Annotated in this window: 20 protein-coding genes; 3 read left to right on the top strand and 17 right to left on the bottom strand. The window is 70.2% G+C overall.

Annotated elements, in window-relative coordinates:
• Positions 1-30: 30 nt before the first annotated feature.
• The 6 genes from KBX21_RS03300 to KBX21_RS03275 all read right to left on the bottom strand — a co-directional run bounded on the left by KBX21_RS03300 (position 31) and on the right by KBX21_RS03275 (position 7,403).
• Positions 31-1,191, bottom strand: a complete 1,161-nt coding sequence (locus KBX21_RS03300) for an acetoin utilization protein AcuC (RefSeq protein ID WP_049575035.1) — start codon at positions 1,189-1,191, stop codon at positions 31-33.
• A 226-nt stretch (positions 1,192-1,417) separates the two neighbouring features.
• Complete coding sequence (locus KBX21_RS03295) at positions 1,418-2,953, bottom strand: DUF1109 domain-containing protein (protein WP_210841030.1); 1,536 nt, start codon at positions 2,951-2,953, stop codon at positions 1,418-1,420.
• 655 nt (positions 2,954-3,608) lie between these two features.
• Positions 3,609-4,403, bottom strand: a complete 795-nt coding sequence (proC, locus tag KBX21_RS03290) for a pyrroline-5-carboxylate reductase (RefSeq protein WP_210840955.1) — start codon at positions 4,401-4,403, stop codon at positions 3,609-3,611.
• 108 nt (positions 4,404-4,511) lie between these two features.
• Positions 4,512-5,447 (bottom strand): sugar phosphate isomerase/epimerase, encoded by a 936-nt coding sequence (locus KBX21_RS03285; RefSeq protein WP_049570804.1) that lies wholly within the window; start codon positions 5,445-5,447, stop codon positions 4,512-4,514.
• 184 nt (positions 5,448-5,631) lie between these two features.
• Positions 5,632-6,231: a C40 family peptidase gene (locus KBX21_RS03280; RefSeq protein ID WP_049570807.1), complete on the bottom strand. Its 600-nt coding sequence runs from the start codon at positions 6,229-6,231 to the stop codon at positions 5,632-5,634.
• Between the two features lie 233 nt (positions 6,232-6,464).
• Positions 6,465-7,403 carry an SGNH/GDSL hydrolase family protein gene (locus tag KBX21_RS03275; protein WP_234003896.1) on the bottom strand — a complete coding sequence of 313 codons (939 nt, stop codon included), beginning with the start codon at positions 7,401-7,403 and terminating at the stop codon, positions 6,465-6,467.
• Positions 7,404-7,593: 190 nt separating this feature from the next.
• Here KBX21_RS03275 and radA point away from each other — a divergent pair, with 190 nt between their 5' ends.
• On the top strand, positions 7,594-8,982 hold the full coding sequence (gene radA, locus KBX21_RS03270; protein ID WP_082206371.1) for a DNA repair protein RadA: 1,389 nt from the start codon (positions 7,594-7,596) through the stop codon (positions 8,980-8,982).
• A gap of 9 nt (positions 8,983-8,991) precedes the next feature.
• On the opposite strand, the gene KBX21_RS03265 is transcribed toward radA, so the two are convergent.
• Together KBX21_RS03265 and KBX21_RS03260 are read right to left on the bottom strand one after the other, a co-directional pair.
• A complete protein-coding gene (locus KBX21_RS03265; protein WP_210841029.1) occupies positions 8,992-9,375 on the bottom strand; it encodes an SSI family serine proteinase inhibitor in 384 nt (127 codons plus the stop codon).
• A gap of 114 nt (positions 9,376-9,489) precedes the next feature.
• Positions 9,490-10,179, bottom strand: a complete 690-nt coding sequence (locus KBX21_RS03260; RefSeq protein WP_199776540.1) for a hypothetical protein — start codon at positions 10,177-10,179, stop codon at positions 9,490-9,492.
• Between the two features lie 144 nt (positions 10,180-10,323).
• Here KBX21_RS03260 and KBX21_RS03255 point away from each other — a divergent pair, with 144 nt between their 5' ends.
• Complete coding sequence (locus KBX21_RS03255; protein ID WP_049570815.1) at positions 10,324-11,199, top strand: A/G-specific adenine glycosylase; 876 nt, start codon at positions 10,324-10,326, stop codon at positions 11,197-11,199.
• Positions 11,200-11,270: 71 nt separating this feature from the next.
• Here the strand turns inward: KBX21_RS03255 and KBX21_RS27055 are convergent, their stop codons facing one another.
• Both KBX21_RS27055 and KBX21_RS03245 read right to left on the bottom strand, forming a co-directional pair.
• On the bottom strand, positions 11,271-12,305 hold the full coding sequence (locus KBX21_RS27055; RefSeq protein ID WP_307869141.1) for a DUF3105 domain-containing protein: 1,035 nt from the start codon (positions 12,303-12,305) through the stop codon (positions 11,271-11,273).
• Positions 12,306-12,422: 117 nt separating this feature from the next.
• Entirely contained in the window at positions 12,423-14,927 is a 2,505-nt protein-coding gene (locus tag KBX21_RS03245; protein ID WP_082206372.1) for an ATP-dependent Clp protease ATP-binding subunit, read from the bottom strand.
• Positions 14,928-15,318: 391 nt separating this feature from the next.
• Between KBX21_RS03245 and KBX21_RS26850 the strand changes: the two genes are divergently transcribed.
• The gene (locus tag KBX21_RS26850) at positions 15,319-15,453 is read left to right on the top strand and encodes a hypothetical protein (protein ID WP_282104497.1); all 135 of its coding nucleotides are present in this window, start codon (positions 15,319-15,321) and stop codon (positions 15,451-15,453) included.
• A 271-nt stretch (positions 15,454-15,724) separates the two neighbouring features.
• On the opposite strand, the gene KBX21_RS03240 is transcribed toward KBX21_RS26850, so the two are convergent.
• From KBX21_RS03240 to KBX21_RS03210, 7 genes are all read right to left on the bottom strand, one after another.
• Positions 15,725-16,063, bottom strand: coding sequence for an Lsr2 family protein (locus KBX21_RS03240; protein ID WP_017542917.1), 339 nt, complete (start codon positions 16,061-16,063; stop codon positions 15,725-15,727).
• Positions 16,064-16,278: 215 nt separating this feature from the next.
• Positions 16,279-16,560 (bottom strand): hypothetical protein, encoded by a 282-nt coding sequence (locus tag KBX21_RS03235; protein ID WP_049570821.1) that lies wholly within the window; start codon positions 16,558-16,560, stop codon positions 16,279-16,281.
• Positions 16,561-17,010: 450 nt separating this feature from the next.
• The gene (locus KBX21_RS03230; RefSeq protein WP_049570824.1) at positions 17,011-17,592 is read right to left on the bottom strand and encodes an amino-acid N-acetyltransferase; all 582 of its coding nucleotides are present in this window, start codon (positions 17,590-17,592) and stop codon (positions 17,011-17,013) included.
• 123 nt (positions 17,593-17,715) lie between these two features.
• Positions 17,716-18,039 (bottom strand): LuxR C-terminal-related transcriptional regulator, encoded by a 324-nt coding sequence (locus KBX21_RS03225; protein WP_110049656.1) that lies wholly within the window; start codon positions 18,037-18,039, stop codon positions 17,716-17,718.
• Positions 18,040-18,767: 728 nt separating this feature from the next.
• A complete protein-coding gene (gene lysX, locus KBX21_RS03220) occupies positions 18,768-20,267 on the bottom strand; it encodes a bifunctional lysylphosphatidylglycerol synthetase/lysine--tRNA ligase LysX (RefSeq protein ID WP_049570827.1) in 1,500 nt (499 codons plus the stop codon).
• Positions 20,268-20,374: 107 nt separating this feature from the next.
• Positions 20,375-21,157 carry a type III pantothenate kinase gene (locus KBX21_RS03215; protein WP_049570830.1) on the bottom strand — a complete coding sequence of 261 codons (783 nt, stop codon included), beginning with the start codon at positions 21,155-21,157 and terminating at the stop codon, positions 20,375-20,377.
• 61 nt (positions 21,158-21,218) lie between these two features.
• Entirely contained in the window at positions 21,219-23,810 is a 2,592-nt protein-coding gene (locus KBX21_RS03210; protein WP_210840954.1) for an L-aspartate oxidase, read from the bottom strand.
• Positions 23,811-23,858: the final 48 nt, after the last annotated feature.

Raw genomic sequence — 23,858 nt, 5'->3', positions numbered from 1 at the left:
CGCCGGGTGGGCGGGGCGGAGGGGTCCGGCTCAGAGGGTGGGGTCGATCCCGTGGCTGGGGAACACCGCGGTGCGGGTGGCGTGGATGGCCCGGTCGACGGGGTCCCCGGGGTCGTAGCCCTGCTCGAAGGGGGTGAAGGAGACACCTCGGCCGTCGGTCATGTAGAGCGGGGCGAGCTCGCCGGTGCGCTGGCGCACGAAGTCGCGCCACCCCTGCGGAGTCTCCCGGTCCGGGTCGATGGGCGCGCCCGCCGCCTCGGCCAGAAGGTGGGTCCAGGCCCGGGGCACGACGTGGACGAGACCGTAGCCGCCGCCACCGAACAGCAGCCAGCGGCCGCCCGCCGTCTTGCGCGCGAGCTTGTGCAGCTCCTCGTAGGCCCGGCGCTGCCCGTCCACGCTGAGCGTGAGGTTGGCCAGGGGGTCGAGGGCGTGGGTGTCGCAGCCCTGCTGGGTCACCAGGATCTCCGGCTGGAACTCGTGCAGCAGCGGCGGGACCACGGCGTCGAAGGCACGGTGCCAGCCGGTGTCGCCGGTCCCGGCGGGCAGGGGGACGTTGACGGCGTACCCCTCGGCGTTGGGGCCGCCGACCTCCGAGGCGTGTCCGGTACCCGGGAACAGGGTCGCGGGCGACTCGTGGAGGCTGATGGTGAGGACCCGGGGGTCGTCGTAGAAGGCGTTCTGGACGCCGTCCCCGTGGTGCACGTCCACGTCGACGTAGGCGACGCGCTTGGCGCCCTGTTCCAGGAGCCAGGCGATGGCCAGCGCGGGGTCGTTGTAGACGCAGAACCCCCACGCGTTGCCGTGCATGGCGTGGTGGAGTCCGCCCGCGATGTTGGCGGCGTGCGCGCTCTGTCCCGTCCACACGGCCCGGGCCGCCGCCACGGAGGCGCCCGCGATCAGCGCCGAGGCCTCGTGCATGTGCGGGAACACGGGGTTGTCGGTGGTGCCGAGCATGTGGGCGTCGTCGGGCTCCAGGGTCCGACCGGCCCGCTTGACCGCCTCGACGTAGGCGGGGTCGTGCACCAGGGAGAGGAGTTCGTCGGAGGCCGGTTCGACGTCCAGGAGGTCGACCCCCGCACCCTCGAAGACGCCCAGCTCGCGGCTGAGCGCCATGGTCAGCTCGACCCGGATCGGCGCCATCGGGTGCTGCGGCCCGAAGTCGTAGGCGGTGAGTCCGTCGTCCCATGCCACCCGAAGTGAGCAGGACGTGCGCCCTCCCATGTGGTGACCCCCGTTTCAGGTGTGCGTGCTCCGAAGCACACAGTACGCAAGGCCGGGCCCGGGCAGAACCCCGGGTCCGGTTCGTTCTCCGGCGCCCTCGGGCGGGAACCCGGCCCCGGAATACGGGAACGGCCCCGGAGGGGGGTTCCCTCCAGGGCCGCGGGGCCCATGACGGCGGTCCCGCCGCCGCGCGTGTCTAGCCGTTCTCCATCTTGTAGTAGCAGGACTTGTAGGTCTCGCCCGCCTTGAGCTTCTTGGTGCCGTGGAGGGGCTTGCCGAAGCCGGACTCGGTGGAGGTGATCATCAGCCGGTACTCGCCCGGGTCCAGCTCGATCCGCATGACCTCGCCGTCGTCGAAGCAGGAGTTGCCGGTGGGCGGCGAGGTGTAGACCTTGCAGCCCTCACAGGGGTCGGTGAACTCCTCGCCGTGGACCGCTTCCGGTCCCACGTACATGAAGTGCATCTCCTCCGGCGAGTTGTTGGTGAACTCGATGACGACCTTGTCGCCGCCTCCGGTCTCGTACGGGCTCATGTCCTCGATCGAGGACTCGCCGAAGATGGTCTGGAGGTCCATCTTCTGCTCGATGCGACCGGCTCCGATGTGCTTGGTGAGCTTCTCGACGTCGTCGGTCTCGTAGTCCGGGTGGCTGGCCTCCAGGTACTCGACCGTCTCGTCCGCGTCGTCGAGGTCGCCGGAGTCCACCTGCGCCCAACCGCAGTTGAGCGCGGCGTCGGGGCGCTCGTCCTCGATGCGCTCGGCGATGTCTGGGGCCGCGTCCCAGGAGAGGTCGTCGAACATCCCGATCTGGTCGAAGGCCGAGCACCAGTTCTCCGACTGGTAGTCGCCGGTGGCCACGTCGTACAGCTCGACGAGGGCGTCGGGCACCTGAGCGGCGGACGGGGTGTCGGAGAAGTCCTCGGCGATGAACGCGTAGGTCTCCTGCGCCTGTCGGAAGGCCTCGCTGACCTCGTCGGTCACGGTTCCCGTGTACATCTGGTCCGCGTCGGCGGCGAGCTGGGCGGCGTAGTCGAAGTGGATCTCCGCGATGCTGCCGTCGGTGTCCTCCCAACGGGAGCCCGCGTGCGCGAAGTAGTCGGTGTAGGACTCCAGCGCGTGGTCGTAGGCCTCGTTGGCCACGTCGGACTGGGCGCGGCGCAGGATCTCGCAGGCCTCGCCACCCTCGCGGGCCCTGTTCATCAGGGACGGCGACATGGAGAGCTGGAATCCGCCCTCCACCTGGCCGTAGCCGTCGATGGCGGTGTCGCAGTCGCCGTTGGCGTGGGCGGTGTCGGCGACGCGGAGCCGCCACTCACCGGTCTGCCAGACGCCGACCAGCGACAGCGCCATGACCACGACGAGGCAGGCGGCCAGGACGACCGGTTTGGATCCGGCCGTGGGCTGCTCGCCCCGGGCCATGAGGCGCCGGTCGTGCTTGCGCCCGGCGAAGAGGCCGTGCACCACGGTGACCAGGACCCACGCGAGCAGGGCCGGAGCCCAGGTGAGCAGGTTGTCGGCGGCGCCCATGACGGCGGCCGTGACCAGCAGGCCGATGGTGACGGCCAGGTTGATCCCGAAGAACACCCAGCTGCGCAGGTAGAAGTAGCCGGCGCCGACACCGGACAGGTTGAGCAGCGCGGCGCGCAGCCCGGCCTTGGACTTGAAGAGGCCGAGCGGGGGCAGGGGCGGCGGCGGGGGTCCACCGAACTGACCGGAGGGCGGGCCGGGGGGCATGCCGCCGGGGGGCGGACCACCCGGGGGCATGCCGCCGGGGGGCGGTCCTCCCTGGGGCGGACCGAAGGGCGGGTTGCCGCCGGAGGGGGTCCCCATGGGCGGGGGTCCACCGAACTGGCCGGGCGGGGGCCCACCGGGACCGCCGGGACCCATGGGAGCACCGGGCCCGGAGGGGGCACCGGGGCCACCCGGGCCCACCGGACCGCCGGGACCGCCGGGGGGCGGGCCACCGGGAGCGCCGGGGGGCGGGCCACCAGGCCCCTGGCCCATGGGTGGCGGACCGCCGAGCGGTGGGCCGCCCGGGGGTGGACCGCTGGGAGGCTGGCCGCCGGGGGGAGGCTGGCCGCCGGACGGGTGACCGACGGCGGGGTTGCCTCCCGAGGGCGGACCCCCGACGGGGTTCTGGGGACCGCTCGGAGCGGGGGGCGGGGTCGCGGCCCCGGGCTGGCCCGGGACGTTGGACGGGTCCGAAGGGGGTTGAGGATGTGTCATGGGGCCCCGGAATCAGTGAGGGGAAGACGTACAGAGTCGGAGGTAAGAGGGGGCGAGCCCCTCTTATCCCGACTTTATTCGTCAGGTAGGACGCAATGTCCGACACTTCACGACCAGAGGAACCAGGAAATCCATGTGTGAGTTAGGTCACACACACCCGTGGCTAGCTCTCCGACAGCGCCCTGCTCCGGTCCCTCGCCGCCTCGATCGCGTCCGTGAAGGCCGTGCGCACTCCGTGTCGTTCCAGTTCACGCAGCGCCGCCGCCGTGGTGCCCCCCGGCGACGTCACGGCCTCGCGCAGGACCACCGGGTGCTCCCCGGAACCGTCGAGCATGGCCGCGGCCCCGGTGATCGTCTGCCCCACGAGGCGCTGCGCGGTGGCCCGCGGCATGCCCATGGCCACTCCGGCCTCGATCATGGTCTCCGCGATGAAGTAGAAGTAGGCCGGTCCGCTCCCGGAGATCGCCGTGACCGTGTCCATGTGCTGCTCACCGACCCGGAGCACCTCACCGACCGCGCCCAGCAGCTCCTCGGCCCGGTCCAGGTGCTCGGCCTGCGCGAACGCCCCACCGGAGACGGCCGTCATCCCCCGGCCCATGAGCGCCGGGGTGTTGGGCATCGCGCGCACGACCGGCACGCCGGAGGACAGGTGGTTCTCCATCACCGCGGTGGTCAGCCCGGCTGCAACCGAGATGACCAGGTGGTCCCGGGTCAGGTGCGGGGCGAGGTCGTCCAGCAGGGCCAGCATGTCCTGGGGCTTGAGGGCCAGCAGCAGGGTGCCCGCCCGCTTGGCGGCGTCCCCCGCCGGAACCGTCTCGACCCCGTGACGGGCGCGCAGCTCCGCCGCGTGCTCCTCGCGCGGCTCCGTGACGAGCACGTCCTCCGGTGCGTGGCCCTGGGCCAGCAGCCCGGCGAGCAACGCCTCGCCCATCTTTCCTGCGCCGATGATCGCGATCATTAGGGGTCCTCTCTGCGCGTTCACTCCACGCTAGCCGCACGGAGGCTCCCGCGCCGACCACGCGTCCCACGGAGTGGACGTCCGAGGAGGCGGACCCGTCCCCGCCGGTCAGTCCTGGGCCGTGCCCTCGTCGTCGACCGACCCGCCGGGGTCGACCGAGAAGCGCCGGGGCGGGGACTGTCCGCGCCCGCGCAGCAGCGCGATGCGCTCACGGCGGCCCAGCGTGGGTTCGGGCTCGGGCGGCCCCTGCGCGAAGTGCAGCCGGGTGAAGGCCAGCGCCTCGGCCAGCTCGCGCATGCGCGCCTCGCGGTCCACGGACTTGCGGGTGCTCACCTCCAGGACCAGCTGTCCCTCGTAACCGCTGCCCGCGAGGTGTTCGAGCAGTTCGGCCACGGGCTGGGTACCGCGTCCCGGGATCAGGTGCTCGTCCAGGTTCTGGCCGCCGAGGCCGTCCGTCACGTGCACGTGGGACAGCCGGTCGCCCAGCCGTCTGGCCATGTCCATCGCGTCGGAGCCGGACATGGCGGTGTGCGAGAGGTCGAGGGTGACGTCCGGGTAGTCACGGTCGAGCGGGTTCCAGCTCGGGGCGTAGGGGACGACCTCGCGGTCGCGCACGCGCACCGGGTACATGTTCTCGACCGCGAAGACCACGTCGGTCTCGTCCTGCATGCGCGCCACGCCGTTCTCGAAGTCGCGGGCGTACTCGCGCTGCCAGCGGAAGGCGGGGTGCACCACGACCGTCCTGGCGCCCAGCGCCTCGGCCATCTCCTTGGACCGCTGGAGCTTCCCCCAGGGCTCACGCCCCCACACGCGCTGGGTGAGCACGAGGCAGGGGGAGTGGACCGCGGTCACGGGCATCTGGTGGTAGTCCGAGAGGCGCCGGAGGAGTTCGGTGTCCTGGCTGGCCGGGTCGGAGGAGACGAGGACCTCCACGCCGTCGTACCCCAGCTTCGCGGCGATCTCGAACGCGGCCGGGGTCTTCTCCGGGTAGACCGACGCCGACGAGAGGACCACGGGCGCGTCTGGGACCTGGATAGGGCTCACGTGTTCCAGAGTATGCGCTCCTCGGCGATCTGGCGCGGGCGCCCGCGTGAACACGGCGTGGCGGGGGTGCTCGGCGAGGACCGTACGGGCCTGTGAACTGGAGGGACGGCCGTTCCCCGGCACTCGGGGAACGGCCGTCGGAGATCAGTGGCGCGCCGGTGGCGCGGCCCCGCGGATGACGGGGTCAGAGTCGCACGGCACCGGCGAGGTCGTGACGGGTCACGTCCCGCTCGGAGATCTTCCCGCCGGAGTTCGGGGCGTCGATCATGCGGTCATCGCCGAGGTAGATCGCGACGTGGTAGGCGTGTCCGCCCGAGTCCGTCCAGTACAGGACGTCGCCGCGCCGGGCGTCGGAGTAGCTCACCCGGGTCCCCGACCGAACCTGGTCCTGGGCCACCCGGGGCAGGCTCACACCGGCCTGCTTGAAGGAGTGCTGCACCAGTCCGGAGCAGTCGAAGGAGTTGGGTCCCGTCCCGCCCCACGCGTAGGGCTTGCCCTTGTGGGACTCGGCCTCGTCGATGGCCTTCTCCACGTTGTCGGTGGACAGGGACTGGTGGACCCGCTCGCGGTTCTCGGCGTTCGCGGGGCCCTCCTGCGGGGCCGCGGCGGAGACGGGCTGGGCCTGAGCCGGGGCTCCCCCGGCGACTACGGTCGCGGCCGCGAGAGCCGCGACGAGGAGTGCGCTCGACCTACGGCGACGCGCCTGGGCGGATGCGGCCTGTCGCCCCGAGTGGGTGGTGGAACGGCAGGCCCGCGTTTGCTCATGGTGTCGTGGTGTTCGCATGACGTGGTGCTCCCTCGGTGCTCCCGTCGGGGCAGCCCGCACCACTGTGACGCGGGTCTCCCTGCCGCCAACACACCACCATTGGTCACACAGAGATCACGGAAAATCACTCTGCGTAGCCTAAGCAGCACCCAAGGACGGTAAAGACCACTTGACCTCGGCGGGCAAATCGGTCGTCGAATCATCAAACGACCACTCGCCCGCCGAGGTCAGTCACCACCGGCTACAGCCAGCTACGGCTGCGGGACGTTCAGGGCGGAACGCACGAAGTCGGTCGTCGCCGCCATGCCGAGGTTGTTCGGGTGGATCGGCGCGCCGTCCTCCGGGATCAGGCCCTCGACCCAGCGGGTGCTCGAACCCTGGCAGACGTCATGGCCGCGCTCGAAGGTGTCAACGAAGACCGCGCCCTGGGCTTCGGCCTCCTCCTTGAGCATCGCGTTCAGCGCGGTCTGGGCGGAGTCCAGCCACGGGACGTCCCCGCGGGAGATCGGCGTGCTCGGCCAGCAACCGCCGCTCTCCGGCAGGATCTGGAGGTAGCCGACGCTGAGGACCGTGGCGTTGGGGCTGCGCTCGGCGATGTCCGCGTACACGCCGGAGACCTCACCCCGCAGTCCCTCGATCCGCTGGTCGAGCTCGTCACCGTAGTAGTCGGCGCAGGGGCTGCCCAGCGGGTTGCCCAGGCTGCGCTTCGCGCACTCCAGGAGGACCTCGGAGAAACCGAAGTCGTTCCCCGCGATCCCCACCGTGACCAGGTCGGTCTCGGGACGCAGCGCCTCCAGCTGCGGCGGGGTGTCGTCGAACTGCGCCTCGTAGAGGTGGCTCATGACCGCACCGGAGCAGCTGACGTCGGTGAGGTCGGCGATTCCCAGCTCGTCCGCGAGGCGCTTGGGGTAGTTGACCGAGGACTGCATGCAACCGAGGAGCGGCATGTTGGCCTGGGCCTGGACCAGCGGACCGGCGACGAAGGAGTCGCCGATGGCCACGTAGTGCTCGAAGGCGGCGGCCTCGGCCGCCTGGGCCTCCTCGGCGGCGACGGGTGCGGTGGCCAGCGAGATCCCCATGGCGGCGAGCGCCAGGGGGGCCGTGAACCGGGCGAGGCGGCGCAGAGCGCCGGGGCGCTCACCGCCTCGGGAGGCACGGGGGATGGCGGGGGTTCGGTTCGTACGGAACACGAGGGATTTCCTCTCTCCAAGGAGCGGGGGCACAGGAGTGTTCTGACCATGGGGCGAGAGTGACTCTCCCCACATACTCTCTAACATGACTTACGAAACCCTTGACCTAACCGGTAGGTAACTTTCTTGTGTTTCATGGGGCTCCCGATTCCATTCGGGTCTGTCCCCCGCAGCCGTTAGCGTGTCGCCCATGGCAAAAGCTGCGAAGACGACGTTCCGGTGCGCCGAGTGCGGATGGACCACCCTCAAGTGGGTGGGGCGCTGCGGTGAGTGCCAGGCCTGGGGCACCGTCGAGGAGGCCGGGGCCCCCGCGCCCATGGCCGTCGCGGCCGCCCCGGTGACCTCCCGGGCACGCCCCATCACCGAGATCAGCGTGGAGAGCGCCGAGGCGGTGCCCACCGGAGTGGACGAACTCGACCGCGTCCTGGGCGGCGGAGCGGTCCCCGGCGGCGTCGTCCTGCTGGCGGGCGAGCCCGGCGTGGGCAAGTCGACGCTCCTCCTGGAGGTCGCCGCCATGCGCGCCGCCAAGGCGCCCGTCCTCTACATCACGGGCGAGGAGTCGGCCGGTCAGGTCCGGCTGCGCGCCGAGCGCCTCGGAGCCCTGTCCGACCAGCTCTTCCTCGCCGCCGAGACCTCCGTGGCCACCCTGGCGAGCCACGTCGACGCCGTCGCGCCGCAGCTGCTGATCGTCGACTCGGTGCAGACCATGGTCTCCCCCGAGGCCGCGGGCGTCCCGGGCGGAGTCACCCAGATCCGGCAGGTCACCGGTGCGCTGATCCAGATCGCCAAGGAGCGCGGCATCGCCACCGTGCTGGTCGGCCACGTCACCAAGGACGGCTCCATCGCCGGTCCCCGCCTGCTGGAGCACCTGGTGGACGTCGTCCTCCACTTCGAGGGCGAACGCCACTCCCAGCTGCGCCTGCTGCGCGCGGTCAAGAACCGCTACGGGCCCACCGACGAGATCGGCGTCTTCGAGCTCACCGAGAAGGGCATCTACGGCCTGCCCGACCCCAGCGGGCTCTTCCTCACCGAAAGGACCGACCCGGTCCCGGGCACGTGCGTCACCGTGACCCTGGAGGGTCGGCGCCCCCTCATCACCGAGGTGCAGGCACTGGTCGCTCCGACGCCGCTGCCCGCGCCCCGCCGCGCGACCTCGGGCCTGGACACCTCGCGGGTGAACATGATCCTCGCCGTGCTGGAGAAGCGCACCGGGATGAAGCTGGCCAACATGGACGTGTACGCCTCGACCGTGGGCGGGGTGAAGCTGGGCGAGCCCTCCGTGGACCTGGCCCTGGCCCTGGCCGCCGCCAGCTCCAACAACGACGTCCCCCTGCCGAGCGGGTTCATCGCGATCGGCGAGGTGGGGCTGGCGGGCGACGTGCGCAGTGTGAACGGAGTGCGGCGCCGGGTCGCCGAGGCGCAGCGCCTGGGCTTCACGCAGGCGGTGGTGCCCAAGCACTTCGGCGACCCGGTCAACGGCATCCGCGTGCACGAGGTGGAGGAGCTGAGCGAGGCCCTGTCCTGGGTGGAGCGACGGGGCCGGCGCCGGGGTTCCCAGCGCGCGGCCGCCGAGGACTAGCGGACCGCCCTAGAAGTCGAAGATCATGCCCTTGGCGTTGGCCAGCTGGCAGGCGTTGCCGAAGGTCTCCTCGTAGTCCTCGGCACCGGTGACCCGGACGGTGACCGGGCGGTACTCCATCGTGCAGACGCCGTCCGTGTTGGCCGTCACGCTGGCGATGTCGCCGTGCTCGGCGATGAGGTCGCAGGCCTGGGCGGCCCGGGGGTGGTCGCCCCCGGCCGGGTCGCACTCCAGGGTGGCCCCACGGGCCCAGCTCGTGGCGGTGTCACCGTGCTTCTCGACGCCTCCGAAGACCTCGAGCATGTACGCGGCGCCCCGTTCGTCGGCGGTCGCGGGCGCGGCCGCGCTCACGGCGAGGGCGACGGCGGCGGCACAGGACAGGGCGGTGGCCATGAGCTTCACAGGAACTCCCGGGACGAGAACGACGAGAACAACTTTCGCCACGAATAGTAGTCACTCAGTGACGATCAGTTGTGTGTTTTGCGTGAACTCGTCCCGCGACCGCGGTCAGGCCTTGAGCTGGAACACGAGCTGGTCGACGCTGCCGACGTGGTCGCCGCGCAGGTTCGCCTTGTACCACCCGGGCTGCGCCTTGGCGCCGCCGTCACGGCAGTCGGTGAAGGAGCGCTCCAGGTCCCAGGAGACCGTGTACTCGTGCGGTCGGCCCTGGGTGAGCTGACGCTCCTCCTTGCTGTTGCCCTTGACGCAGTCGGCTGAGGAGTAGATCCGGTCGTCGCCGGAGTCCAGCCTGAGCTCGAACGCCTCGGGACCCACGTCCACGGTGCAGGTCTGCTCGGCGACGTTGACCACGGTCACCTTGAACTCGGGGTTGGCGCCACCGCCGTACACCTCCCGCTCCTTCTCCGCGAAGTCGAAGGTGACCACGACGTCCTGCGGACGGCAGTGGTCCTCGGGGCGCTCGGGAGCCGCGGCGTCGGCCGATCCCCCACCGGAACCGCCGCCGGAACCCTCGTCCCCCTCGCCCTCGGAGGGCGAAGCGGACGGCGACGGGGACTCCGACGGAGAGGGCGAGGCGGACGGGTCCGCGTCCTCTTCGTCGGTTTCGGCCTCGGAGGGATCCTCGGCTGGGATACTGGAGGAGGCCTCGGGTTCCTCGATGGACGCCTGGGAGCCCGCTGGCTCGCCGTCGTCGGAGGAGTTCCGGAAGGCGAGCGCGACCAAAGCGAACACCAGCATCACGCCAGCCAGGACGAAGGCGCGTCGCTTCCAGTAGGTCTCACGGCTGACGGGTGCAGGTTGTCCGGTACTTGACGCCATGGGCCGTAGTATTGCGGTTTTGCGTGCCACCCACCTACTCAACCCGCCGATTTCCCGTTAAAGATGAGCGATAACCCTTACAGCACCGCCGTTCTGGCGTGGTACGAGTCCAACGCCAGGGACCTGCCCTGGCGCCGCCCCGAGGCCTCGGCCTGGTCCATCCTGGTCAGCGAGATCATGCTCCAGCAGACCCCCGTCGTGCGGGTGCTCCCCGCGTGGGAGGCCTGGATGGAGCGCTGGCCCACCCCCGCCCACCTGGCCAAGGAGCCCTCCGGCGAGGCGGTTCGCATGTGGAACCGGCTCGGCTACCCGCGCCGGGCGCTGCGCCTGCACGCCTGCGCCGTGGCCATCACGGAGGAGCACGGCGGCGAGGTCCCCGACGACCACGCGACCCTTCTGTCCCTTCCGGGGATCGGCGCGTACACGGCGGCGGCGGTCGCGAGCTTCGCCTACGGACAGCGGCACGCCATTCTGGACACCAACGTGCGCCGGGTCCTGGCCAGGACCGAAACGGGGATCGAGTACCCGCCGAAAACCCAGACCAAGGCGGAGACCTCCCTCGCCGAGACGCTCCTGCCGCCGACACCCTCGGTCGCGGCCCGCTGGGGCGTGGCCGTGATGGAGCTGGGCGCCCTGGTCTGCACGGCCCGGTCGCCGCGCTGCGCGGACTGCCCCGTCGCGGGACAGTGCGCCTGGAAGCTCGCCGGGAAGCCCGCCCACGACGGCCCTCCCCGGCGCGGGCAGACCTACGCGGGAACGGACCGCCAGGTGCGCGGCAAGCTCCTGGCCGTGCTGCGGGCCTCACGCGAACCCGTGGTCAAGGACGCCCTGGACGCCGTGTGGGACGACGGCGTCCAGCGCGAGCGGGCCCTGGACGCCCTGGTCTCCGACGGTCTGGTGGACCCCCTGGACGACGGCCGCTACGCCCTGCCCGGGTAACCGGGTAACCGGGTAACCGGGTCCCCGGTCACCCGGGGGCCGGTCCGGTCGTGTCGGGTCCGGACGGGACCTCAGTTCATCCGGGCCCCGACCTCCCCGGCGCCCTCCGCGTCGAACTCCGCCTGGGTGCCGTCGAAGGCGCCGCTGCACGGAGCACCGGGCTCGGGGGCGTGGGGGCTCTGCTCGTACTCCAGCAGGAAGTCCGCCAGCCGCGGGTCGGCGGGGTCGTCCAGCTTGAGCTGGGCTCCCCAGGCCGAGGCCACCACGGGGGACGGCAGGTCCTCCATCGGGCTGACCAGCACGTAGGAGCCCTGGGTGTGATGCGCGGTCAGCGTCTCCACCTCGTCGTCGGACAGTGCCGGGTCGTGCGTGATCCACACCGCCCCGTGCTCCAGCGAGTGGACGGCCGCCTCGGTCAGGACCGGTTCGTCGTACACCCCGCAGTTCTGCCAGAAGCCGTAGTGCTCCCCGCCGACCGGCGGGTACTGCTCGTAGTCGACGCTCACGCCGGTCTCCACGTGGTCCTTGGAAAGGTCCTCGAAGGTCTCGACCCCTTCGGTCCCCCCGCCACCGGCCCCACCGGAGCCGCTCGCCTCGTCCGACACCGCGGTGCCCCCGTAGAACAGGAAGCCGCCGAGGACCGCGCCACCCACCAGGAGCAGCGCCAGGGCGACGCCACCGACGATGAGCCACGGCGCCGCCGAACGGCCGCCGGGACCGGGCGCCCCCGGGTGCCCGTAGGGCGGATGTCCGGGCGGCGGACCCTGGGGCGGCTGTCCGGGGTGCGGGAAGCCGGGCGGCGGGCCCTGGTACGGGTAACCGGGCGGGGGTGCCTGCGGCGGGGGTGCCTGCGGCGGGTGTCCCGGGCCGGGCGGAGGCCCGTGGGGGTACTGCCCCTGAGGGGGCGGACCCTGCGGGTACTGGCCCTGAGGGGGGTAGGGGGGCCACGGCCCCTGCGGCACGGGACCGGGAGGCGGACCCTGGCCCACCGGAGGCCCCTGGGAGGCGTCGTGCGGCCCTGAGGGGCCGTGCGGGAACGGGGAACCGAGGGGCCCCGGCTGCGGCGGCTGGGAGCCGTCTGGGCGGGGTTCGTTTGGATTGGCCACGGACGGCACCCTAGCGTCCGACTGCCTTCCCTCGCTTCGGGAAACGACGAAGGGGGCACCCCCGAAGGGATGCCCCCGTTCCTCAGACCACCGCCGGTACGGGACCGGCCGGGTCCACTACTCGCCCTTGGCGGCGGACTCCACCTCGGGGGTGTCCGGCACCGCGGCGGGCTTCGGCACGCCCTTGAAGGTGAACTTCGCGTCCGTGCCCTCGCCCTCGGCGTCGATCACGACGATCTGACCCGCCTTGAGGTCGCCGAAGAGGATCTTCTCGGAGAGCTGGTCCTCGATCTCCCGCTGGATCGTGCGACGCAGCGGCCGCGCGCCCAGGACCGGGTCGAACCCGCGCTCGGACAGGATCTGCTTCGCCTTGGGGCGCAGCTCGATGCCCATGTCCTTCTCCTTGAGCCGGTTGTCCAGGCTCGTGATCATCAGGTCGACGATCTGGAAGATCTCCTTCTCGGTCAGCTGGTGGAAGACGATGACGTCGTCCACACGGTTGAGGAACTCAGGCCGGAAGTTGGTCTTGAGCTCATCGCTGACCTTCGCCTTCATCCGCTCGTAGTTGGTGTTGGCGTCGTCCTCCTTGGCGAAGCCCATGGCCTGGCCCTTGGAGATGTCCCGCGTACCCAGGTTGGTCGTCATGATGATGACCGTGTTCTTGAAGTCGACGTTGCGACCCTGGGCGTCGGTGAGACGACCCTCCTCCAGCACCTGGAGCAGAGAGTTGAAGATGTCGTTGTGGGCCTTCTCGATCTCGTCGAACAGGACCACGGAGAACGGCTTGCGGCGCACCTTCTCGGTGAGCTGGCCGCCCTCCTCGTAACCGACGTAGCCGGGCGGGGAACCGAACAGCCGCGAGACCGTGTGCTTCTCCATGAACTCGGACATGTCCAGCTGGATCAGCGAGTCCTCGTCCCCGAACAGGAACTCGGCCAGGGTCTTGGACAGCTCGGTCTTACCCACACCGGACGGACCGGCGAAGATGAACGAACCACCGGGGCGCTTGGGGTCCTTCAGACCGGCGCGGGTACGGCGGATCGCCTGGGAGAGCGCCTTGATGGCGTCCTCCTGGCCGATGACCCGGCGGTGCAGCTCGTCCTCCATGCGCAGCAGGCGCGAGCTCTCCTCCTCGGTCAGCTTGAAGACCGGGATGCCGGTGGACGCGGCCAGGACCTCGGCGATGAGCTCCTCGTCGACCTCGGCCACGACGTCCATGTCGCCGGCCTTCCACTCCTTCTCCCGCTGCGCCTTCTTGTTGAGAAGCTGCTTCTCGTCGTCGCGCAGGGACGCGGCCTTCTCGAAGTCCTGCTCGTCGATGGCCGATTCCTTGTCGCGGCGCACGCCGGCGATCTTCTCGTCGAACTCGCGCAGGTCCGGCGGAGCGGTCATCCGGCGGATGCGCATCCGGGAACCGGCCTCGTCGATGAGGTCGATCGCCTTGTCCGGCAGGAACCGGTCGCTGATGTAGCGGTCGGCCAGCTGCGCGGCGGCCACGAGGGCGCTGTCGGTGATGGAGACCCGGTGGTGGGCCTCGTAACGGTCGCGCAGGCCCTTGAGGATCTCGATGGCGTGCGTGATCGTCGGCTCGTCCACCTGGATCGGCTGGAAGCGGCGCTCCAGCGCGGCGTCCTTCTCCAGGTACTTGCGGTACTCGTCGAGCGTGGTCGCACCGATGGTCTGGAGCTCACCCCGGGCCAGCATGGGCTTCAGGATGGAGGCGGCGTCTATGGCACCCTCCGCCGCGCCCGCGCCGACCAGCGTGTGCAGCTCGTCGATGAAGAGGATGATGTCACCGCGGGTGCGGATCTCCTTGAGCACCTTCTTGAGGCGCTCCTCGAAGTCACCGCGGTAGCGGCTGCCCGCGACCAGTGCGCCCAGGTCGAGCGTGTACAGCTGCTTGTCCTTGAGCGTCTCGGGGATCTCACCCTTGACGATCTTCTGTGCGAGCCCCTCGACCACGGCGGTCTTACCGACACCGGGCTCACCGATGAGCACCGGGTTGTTCTTGGTGCGCCGTGAGAGCACCTGCATGACGCGCTCGATTTCCTTGTCCCGGCCGATGACCGGGTCGAGCTTGGACTCACGCGCGGCCTGCGTCAGGTTGCGGCCGAACTGGTCCAGCACCAGCGAGGTGGAGGGGGTGGACTCGGAGGAGGCTCCGGTGGCCTGCGGCTCCTTGCCCTGGTAGCCGTGCAGCAGCTGGATGACCTGCTGGCGGACACGGTTGAGGTCCGCACCGAGCTTCACGAGGACCTGGGCGGCGACGCCCTCGCCCTCGCGGATCAGGCCCAGCAGTATGTGCTCGGTACCGATGTAGTTGTGGCCGAGCTGAAGCGCCTCGCGCAACGACAGCTCAAGGACCTTCTTGGCGCGCGGGGTGAAGGGAATGTGTCCCGACGGCGCCTGCTGGCCCTGACCGATGATCTCCTCGACCTGCTGCCGAACCGCTTCGAGGCTGATACCAAGGCTCTCGAGAGCCTTGGCGGCGACACCCTCACCCTCGTGGATGAGGCCGAGCAGGATGTGCTCCGTACCGATGTAGTTGTGGTTGAGCATCCTGGCTTCTTCCTGAGCCAGAACCACCACTCGCCGCGCGCGGTCGGTAAACCTCTCGAACATGTCTCGTCGCTCCTCTACAGAGCGGTCAGGCAGGGACGGCGATGACCGACCCGACTCTTCCGCATATAGGCCCCACAGGGATTAACCGCCCCGGGGAGCACTGTCGCACCCGCCCACCCTTCCGGCGGCTGCCGACAGGGTGGACATCTCCGTACGGCCGACCGCAGCCGTCCGTGCCAGAGACTTTCCCCGACGATAGGGCGTTCACCCAACATCCAACTACCAATTGGCGCGTCAGATTTCCCTGTACGCCGAAGGCGAACGGCCCGGGACTCCCATCCATCACGAGAGTGCCCGGGCCGCACGTGCGTAAGCCGGATTGTCGGCTCTAAGCGAACAAGCGGAAGCCGTGTTGTTCTTCAAGCGGAAATGGACCGAACCATCTCCCGGAGTGAGCCCGGTGACCCGGGCCGACCCGCGCGCGAGCCACCCGGCGGCGGGCCGGGGGCAGAGCCCCTCGGGGCTCCTCAACGTCGGCGCGAACCGCGACCGAGCCGACACGCCGGTGTACCGGGCCGCCTCGTGAGCGGGGGTACCGCGCGTGTCACGTCACCCGCACCGCTCTCCGCCTTCGGTGAACGCCGGGGACCACGGGTCCATTCCGAAGCCTCCCCGGCCTCGGGTCGGGATCCGTGCCCACAGGGCCTCACGTTCATCGGCGCGCCCTCTCGTCCCGGTGTCACAGGCCTCGGGAACCGGGCCTCGGGACGAACGGGTTCGGGACACCGCGTCGGTGACGCATGGGGCGAAATGTCGACCAGGACCCACCCCTATTCCGCCGCGTAGCGGCGGCAAACCTAACCCTTGACGGCCTCGTATTCGGCGACGATGGCCGCGGGGATACGGCCGCGCTCATTGACGGGCTTCCCGGCGGCCTTCGCCCAGGCGCGAATCTCGGCGCTGCGCTCACGGCTGGGAGCATTCCGGGTACCGCGACGAGCGGTACCGCGTGCCTGCTTCGCGGGGGCCTTGCGGGAGGCCTCAATGAACGGAGTAAGAGCCTCACGGAGCTTGGCGGCATTACCCGCGCTGAGGTCGATTTCGTACGTCGATCCATCGAGACCGAACGTCACCGTCTCCTCGGCCTCGCCGCCGTCGAGGTCGTCGACCAGGAAAACCTGGACCTTCTGTGCCATGGAATCAAACCTTTCAGCAGAGCGGTGTCTCCACACCTGAATATAAAGCTATCTCGCGAGAACGCGAAAGACAATTCCCGGCGTGCCAGAAATCACCTGGACCCGGAGCGACGAGATTCGGGGTCGCCGGAGCAGCGCGGGGCCGGCGAGTTGGCCCGCACACGCTGACCCCCGGCGCCGCGGCGCTGGGGACCGGGTTCAGCGAGGCACGGTATCTAACGAGCCTCGGATTCGGTACGTTCCCCGTCCTGGGCAATCGGCGTCTCGTTCGTCGCCTTGGTCTCGTCGACCCGGGCCGCGTCGTTGTCGACCGCGGCCTCCTCATCCTTGGCCTCATCGCTGACCAGGCTTCCGTCCATCCTGCGCGGCGCCATCTCCTTGCGCAGCAGCTTGATGACGAAGGCACAGAACACGGTCGCGACAACCACGGGCGGGATGAGCGCGGACAATACGTCGATCAGTCCAGGGGGAAGCACCGATGACAAAAAGTCACCCATCGAAGCGGCCTACCCTTCCTGGTTGTTACTTATTGCAGCAAATACCCGACTCAGTGTCGGTCCTGCCGTGGGGGATGGCGCTCCGGCACCGCCGGGCAAACGCATACCAGACATCATAGACATCGTTTGCCCCCGACTTGACACCGGACGTACCGAAGATGGTCCTTCAAAGCCTGATGGTGGCCAATGTCCGGTCGACTGTTCCACCTCCGCGCGGGAAGACCTCCATCACGGAGTCGGCCGATCGCGGACGGTGTCCCACAAATCCGGGATGCCGAACGTCCCGTCGTCACTTCACCGGGGAACCGGCGATCCTGACGGACGCAGGTACACATTACCTGCCTTGTTCCACACCCATACCACCCGGTGCGGTTAAGGACCTAGGGCCATCGGGGGATCCGGTGAACCGTTCCGAAGACGAAGCCGGTCCCTATCCGGGACCCAAAAGCTTTAGCCGGACACGCTTGCCGGACTCCCGTCGAGGTGCACAAGCATCCTGGTGTTCCCCAGGGTGTTGGGTTTGACCCGCTCCAGGTCGAGGAATTCCGCCACGCCCTCGTCATAGGAACGCAGGAGTTCCTCGTAGACACGGAACGAGACCGGAGTGCCCTGGATCGGGGCAAAGCCGTGTTTGGCGAAGAAACCGGTCTCGAATGTCAGACAGAACACACGGCGTACGCCCAACTCGCGCGCGGTGTCCAGTAGTTCGGTCACGATTCGGTGTCCGACGCCGAAACCGCGCAGGGAGGGGTCCACGGCGACGGTGCGCACCTCGGCCAGGTCCTCCCAGAGCACGTGGAGGGCGCCGCAGCCGACCACGCGGAGCTCACCCTCCGGCTCGGCGTGTTCGCCGGGTGTCGGCTCGGGAACGCTCTCCGCCTCGGCCACCCAGAACTCCTGGATGTCCTCGTAGAGGTTGACGGTGCTCTTGGAGAGCACGCGGCGGTCGACGGAGTAGGTGTCGACGAGGCGGCGGATGTGGGTCACGTCACGCGTCCTGGCGCGACGGATCCGGACATGACGAACGGGCATAGCCGGACCAGACTACGCCCAAGCGACCTCCCACCGGAACGCTCCTCGTCCGGTGGTCGAAAGCTCGGCCTGCTGGGCCGGTATGCCCGCGGTGTCTCCCGGCGGTCGCCGGGTGGCGTCAGATCAGATGAGCTGACGCCGCGCGGCCCACACGACCGCCTCGATGGGTGTGTTCACGCCCAGCACGTCGCAGATGTTGCGAATGCGACGTCGCAGGGTCCGGGCGCTGAGCTCGAGGTGCCGAGCGGCCACTTCGGTGGTGACACCGGTGGCGATCTCGGCGAGCAGTTCGAGTTCCTCGTGACTCAGCTCGACCGGCGTGTAGGGGCCGTTGAACGCGTTCTCGCGCGACCGGGCCTGCAGGGGAACCACGTTCTCCCTGTGTTCCCGTGGCGAGAGGGTGTTCTGGTCCTCAACGGTACGTCGTACGAGTGTGGCCTGTTCCACTCCGTCCTCCCTCATCCATGTGAGTGCGGAACATCAACTCGTCACCGAGGAGTCAAGCGCGTCGACTGGCTGTCGGCGCGGGTGAGTCCCGACCACCCCGACCGCCCCCGGAACCCCTCTGGCACAGGGGTGGGAGCAGGAGGGGAGCACGAGACACACGGACCCCGGGCGTCGCGGTCTGGGACGGACAGACCTCGTCGTGGGTACGCGTGCGGCGGGTTGTCCGGATCGTGTCTCGACCCGGGCCCCGGCTCACCGTTGTTCTCGACCACTTCGGCAAACTCGCGGACCGAAGTCCGCCCTCAGCACGCTAAGCGGAGCGGATGATACCGTCAAGGCCCAATAAATCACCATGCGTGATGGCGTAAAGCCCGTGCGTCACAAGTTCACGCGTCGGGAAATATCCTCCCCAGCCTGACCTGCGTAAACAATCTCCAACTTTGTCGGGGCTCCGATAACTCAACTTTCAAGGGAAAAACCGGGCTCTTCCCCACAGGACATCCTGTTCTGGCGGGTGGTTTGTTCCGCCTGCCCGGAAAGTGAGGCGAGTCTCGTGGTGTCGGACACATTTGCGCTCTCAGAGGCGCCCACGACTCGGGGCCGCCGCACCTGAGGGTGCGACGGCCCCGAGTCCAACTTTCGGTCATCCCGCTACAAGCGTTTCGCCTTTCCCCTTTCCCTCCTCGGGATCGGGGAACCGGCTAGGACGTACGTCCGTCGGACACGACCTAGTCCCCGGAGGGCTTGACGATCGGGAAGAGGACGGTCTCCCGGATGTTCTTCCCGGTGAAGGCCATGAGCAGACGGTCGATCCCGATCCCCACACCGCCGGTGGGCGGCATGCCGTACTCCAGCGCGCGCAGGAAGTCCTCGTCGAGCTGCATCGCCTCGGGGTCGCCGTCGGCGGCCATCAGCGACTGCTCGGTCAGGCGGCGGCGCTGCTCGACCGGGTCCACCAGCTCGGAGAAGCCCGTACCGAGCTCCATGCCGAACCCGATCAGGTCCCACTTCTCGGTGAGCAGCGGGTCCTCGCGGTGCTGACGGGTCAGCGGGCTCGTCTCCAGCGGGAAGTCGCACACGAACGTGGGCTGGATGAGCGTGTGCTCCACCAGCTCCTCGAAGACGTGCTCCACCAGCTTGCCCTGACCCCATTCGTGGCTGTACTCGACGCCCTTGGCCTCGGCCAGGCGTCGGACCTCCTCGATCGGCGTCCTCGGGGTGACCTCGGCCCCCAGGGCCTCCGAGACCGAGCCGTACAGCGTGACGCGCGGCCACTCCCCGCCCAGGTCGAAGGTCTCGCCGTCACGCTCGATCGTGGTGGAGCCGAAGACCGCGCGGGCGGCCTCCTGGATCAGCTCGCGGGTCACCTCGGCCACGTCGTCGTAGTCGGCGTAGGCCTGGTAGAACTCCAGCATCGTGAACTCGGGGTTGTGCGTGGAGTCCGCGCCCTCGTTCCGGAAGTTCCGGTTGACCTCGAAGACCTTCTCCAGGCCGCCCACGACGAGCCGCTTCAGCGACAGCTCGGGGGCGATGCGCAGGTACAGGTCCATGTCGTAGGCGTTGATGTGCGTGACGAACGGACGCGCGGTGGCGCCGCCGTGCACGCGCATGAGCATCGGGGTCTCGACCTCGATGTAGTCGCGGGAGCTCAGCCCCTCCCGGATCGCCCGGATGGCGGCCGAACGGCTGCGCACCATCTGCTGCGACTCGGGGTTGACGATGAGGTCCACGTAGCGCTGGCGCACCCGGGCCTCGGGGTCGGTCAGACCCTTGTGCTTCTCCGGGAGCGGGCGCAGGCACTTGGCCGTCAGCGTCCAGTCGCTCACCATGATGGAGAGCTCGCCGCGGCGGGAGGTGATGACCTCGCCCTCCACACCCACGTGGTCACCGAGGTCGACGTCGGCCTTCCAGGCGTCCAGGCCCTCCTTGCCGACCTGGTCCAGGGACAGCATGATCTGCACGTCCCCGGTCTCGTCGCGCAGGGTCGCGAAGCACAGCTTGCCGCCGGAACGGTAGAGCATGACGCGACCGGCGATGGCGACCCTCGCCCCGGTGTGGGTGTCGGGCTCCAGGCCCTGGTGTTTCTCACGCACGGGACCGATCGACGTCGTCCGCGGGTAGTTCACGGGGAAGGGGTCGGTGCCCTCCTCCCGGAGACGGTCCAGCTTCTGCCGCCGGACCCGCATCTGTTCGGGCAGGTCGTCATAGTCGTCGTGCGTGTCATTCACGGGCCCGATCCTACCGGCGCCAGCACCCCGGGGGCACCGTACGAGTGGTGCGCGGTGGTGGGCCCGGGCGCGGACGGGCGGGTGGGCGCGGGGCCGCCCACCCGGGGTCAGCCGGTGTTGCGCTCGAAGACCAGGCGCAGCCCGGTGAGGGTGAGCCAGGGTTCGTGGACGTCGACGGTCTCGCACTCGCCGACCACCGTTCCGGCCAGGCCGCCGGTGGCGACCACCGTCACGTCGTCCGGGTTGTCCGTCAGCTCCGCGACCATGCGGTCCACGATGCCGTCGACCTGCCCGGCGAACCCGAAGACGATCCCCGAGCGCAGCGCCTCCGTGGTGTTCTTGGCGATGGCGGAGCGCGGCCTCACGATCTCGACCATGTGGAGCTGCGCCCCGCGCCGGGAGAGGGCGTCCACCGAGATGTCGATGCCCGGCGCGATGGCGCCACCCACGTACTCGCCCTTGGCGCTCACCGCGTCGAAGGTGGTCGCGGTCCCGAAGTCCACCACCACGCTGGGCCCCCCGTAGAGGTGGCTGGCGGCCAGCGCGTTGATGATCCGGTCGCTGCCCACCTCCTTGGGGTTGTCCATGCGGATGGGCACGCCCGTCTTCACCCCCGGCTCGACGATCACCGCGGGCCGGTCGCCGAAGTGGCGGCGGAACATGTCCCGCATCTCGTGCTGGACCGAGGGGACCGAGCAGCACATCGCGATGCCCTCGATCTCGCTCTGGTCGTTCAGGGAGCTGCCGTCGATGAGCCCGCGCAGGACCACCGCCCACTCGTCGGCGGTGCGTCTGGTGTCGGTTCCCACTCTCCAGTGTTCGAGAAGGTCGTCGGAGTCGAAGAGACCGAAGACCGTCTCGGAGTTGCCGACGTCGATCGCGAGCAGCATTCTGGGGGCCTCACTGGTCGAATTGGTGTGTACCCAAGGAATCTTCCACCAAGTGGCCCCCTCACAACAGGTCGAGCGCGATATCCAGTGCCGGGCTGGAGTGGGTGAGCGCCCCGACCGCCAGGTAGTCGACCCCGGTGCGGGCGACCTCGGCGGCCACGTCCAGGGTGAGTCCGCCGCTGGACTCCAGACGGGCGCGGCCGTCCACGAGGGCCACGGCCTCGGTCAGCCGCTCCACGGAGAAGTTGTCCAGCAGGATCTCCTCGGCCCCGGCGGACAGCGCGTCCTCGATCTGGTCGATCCGGTCCACCTCCACCTCCAGGGGCAGGTCCGGGAAGCGCGCGCGGATGGCGCGGACCGCCTCGGCCACTCCCCCGGCGGCGACCACGTGGTTGTCCTTGAGCAGCCCGGCGTCGCTCAGGCAGTACCGGTGGTTGACCCCGCCGCCGCAGCGGACCGCGTACTTGTCGAGGGCGCGCAGCCCCGGGGTGGTCTTGCGGCTGTCCCGGATCCGCGCTCCGGTACCGGCCACGGCGTCCACCCAGGTGCGGGTGGCCGTGGCGATCCCGGACATGTGGGTGAGCAGGTTGAGCGCCGTGCGCTCGGCCGTGAGCAGGTCGCGGGTGCGGGCGGTGACCGTCATGAGGACGTCGCCGCGCTTGACGGGATCGCCGTCCCGCACCGCCCGGGAGACCTCGACGGCGCCCTCGGCCACCGTCCAGAAGACGAGTTCGGCGAGGGGCAGACCGCTGACGGTGCCGTCGGCCCTGGCGACCACGTGGGCGGTGCGGACCTGGTCGGCGGGGATGGTGGCCACCGTGGTGACGTCGATCCGCGGACCCGCGGTGAGGTCCTCGGCGAGGGCGCGGCGGACGGTGTCCACGTGGGACTGGTGGGGGGCGGTCCACGGAAGCGTGAACTCGGCGCGCGCCTCGGGCGCGGGGCCGGGCTGGGCCAGGGGGAGGGCGATGGCGTCGAGTTCGGCCACGAGGGCGGGCGGCAGCGACGCCTCCCGGATCTCGTCGGTGGTCACGATCGTGTCCCCTTCCAGTCGGACGACCACGGGCCGCACGCGCAGCTCGGGTCGGGGTTCGGGTGTGTCGGCGCGCTGGTGCGCGCCCCGGCTCTCGGTCCGGTGGAGCGCGGCGGCGGCCACGAGGCGCGCCACCGTGAGCAGGTTGGTGGCCTCCCAGGCGGCGACGCCGGGTGCGACGTGCGCGGCGGGAGTCGCCAGGGAGCCGAGCCGGTCGACCAGCGCGGCCAGCCCCTCACCGGTACGCAGGACCCCGGCGTCGCGGGACATCAGGGCGCGGACCGTGGCGGAGGTGGCCGGGTCGACCAGCGGTGCGGTGGTCCCGGTGGTCCGCGCGGTGCTCGGTTCCCGTTCCGGGTTCCGGGCCAGGCGGTCGGCGATCCGGTCGGCGTAGACCAGTCCCTCCAGGAGGGAGTTGGAGGCCAGTCGGTTGGCCCCGTGCACGCCGGTGCGGGCCACCTCGCCCACCGCCCACAGGCCGGGGACCCCGGTGCGGCCGTCGATGTCGACCTCCACCCCGCCGGACGCGTAGTGCGCCGCCGGGGCCACCGGGATCACCTGGGTCAGCGGGTCGATGCCGTGGGAGCGGCAGGAGGCCAGGATGGTCGGGAAGCGGCGCTCCCAGGTGGCACGGCCGAAGTGCCGGGTCTCCAGGAACACGTGGTCGGTGTCCTGTTCGGCCATGGTCCGGGCGATGGTGCGGGCCACGACGTCGCGGGGGGCGAGGTCGCCGAGCTCGTGCACCCCCTCCATGATCCGGCGGCCCTCGGCGTCGACGAGGTAGGCGCCCTCGCCGCGCAGTGCCTCCGAGACCAGGGGTTGGCGGCCGCGCGCGTCCGGGCCGAGCCAGAGCACGGTCGGATGAAACTGGATGAACTCCAGGTCGCGCAGGCGGGCCCCGGCCCGGGCGGCGAGCGCGAGGCCGTCGCCGGTGGACACGGTCGGGTTGGTGGTGGCGGCGAAGATCTGCCCCATCCCCCCGGTGGCCAGCACCAGGGCGGGGGCCAGGACGGCACCGACGCCGTCGCGCTCCCCCTCCCCCATGACGTGCAGGGTGGCGCCGAGCACCGCCCCGCCGTCCGGGTCGCGCAGGGCGTCCAGGGCCACGGCGTGTTCGACGACCTCGATGCGCTCCTCGGACAGGACCGCCTGGACCAGGGCCCGCTGAATCTCGGCACCGGTGGCGTCGCCGCCCGCATGGGCGACCCGGTCGGCACGGTGCCCGCCCTCCCGGGTCAGGGACAGCTCCCCGTCGTCGTCCCGGTCGAACTCGGCGCCGAGGGAGATGAGCCAGCGCAGCGCGTCGGGGCCCTCGGTGGCCAGGACGTGCACCGCGTGGGGGTCGCACATTCCCGCTCCGGCCAGGAGGGTGTCGACCATGTGGGCGACCGGCCCGTCCTCGGGGGCCATGGCCGCGGCGATACCGCCCTGGGCGTAGGCGGTGGAGCCCGTCGAGAGCCGGTCCTTGGTGACCAGGACGACCCGGCCCGTCCCGGTGCGGCGGACGTAGCGCAGGGCGGTACTCAGGCCCGCGATGCCCGAGCCGACGACGGCGACGTCGGCGTGGACGGTCCAACCCGGCTCCGGGGCCTCGATCCGGGTCTGTCTGGCAGGTGTCATCTTGGATCTCTTTTGGGGGCTGTGGCGGATGGCGGCTGGGGGGTGACG

This window comes from Nocardiopsis sp. B62 (genome assembly GCF_018070675.1).
In the GTDB taxonomy this organism is placed as follows: domain Bacteria; phylum Actinomycetota; class Actinomycetes; order Streptosporangiales; family Streptosporangiaceae; genus Nocardiopsis; species Nocardiopsis prasina.
Note: the sequence above shows the minus strand (reverse complement) of the source record. Positions and strands in the feature narration are given on the sequence as shown.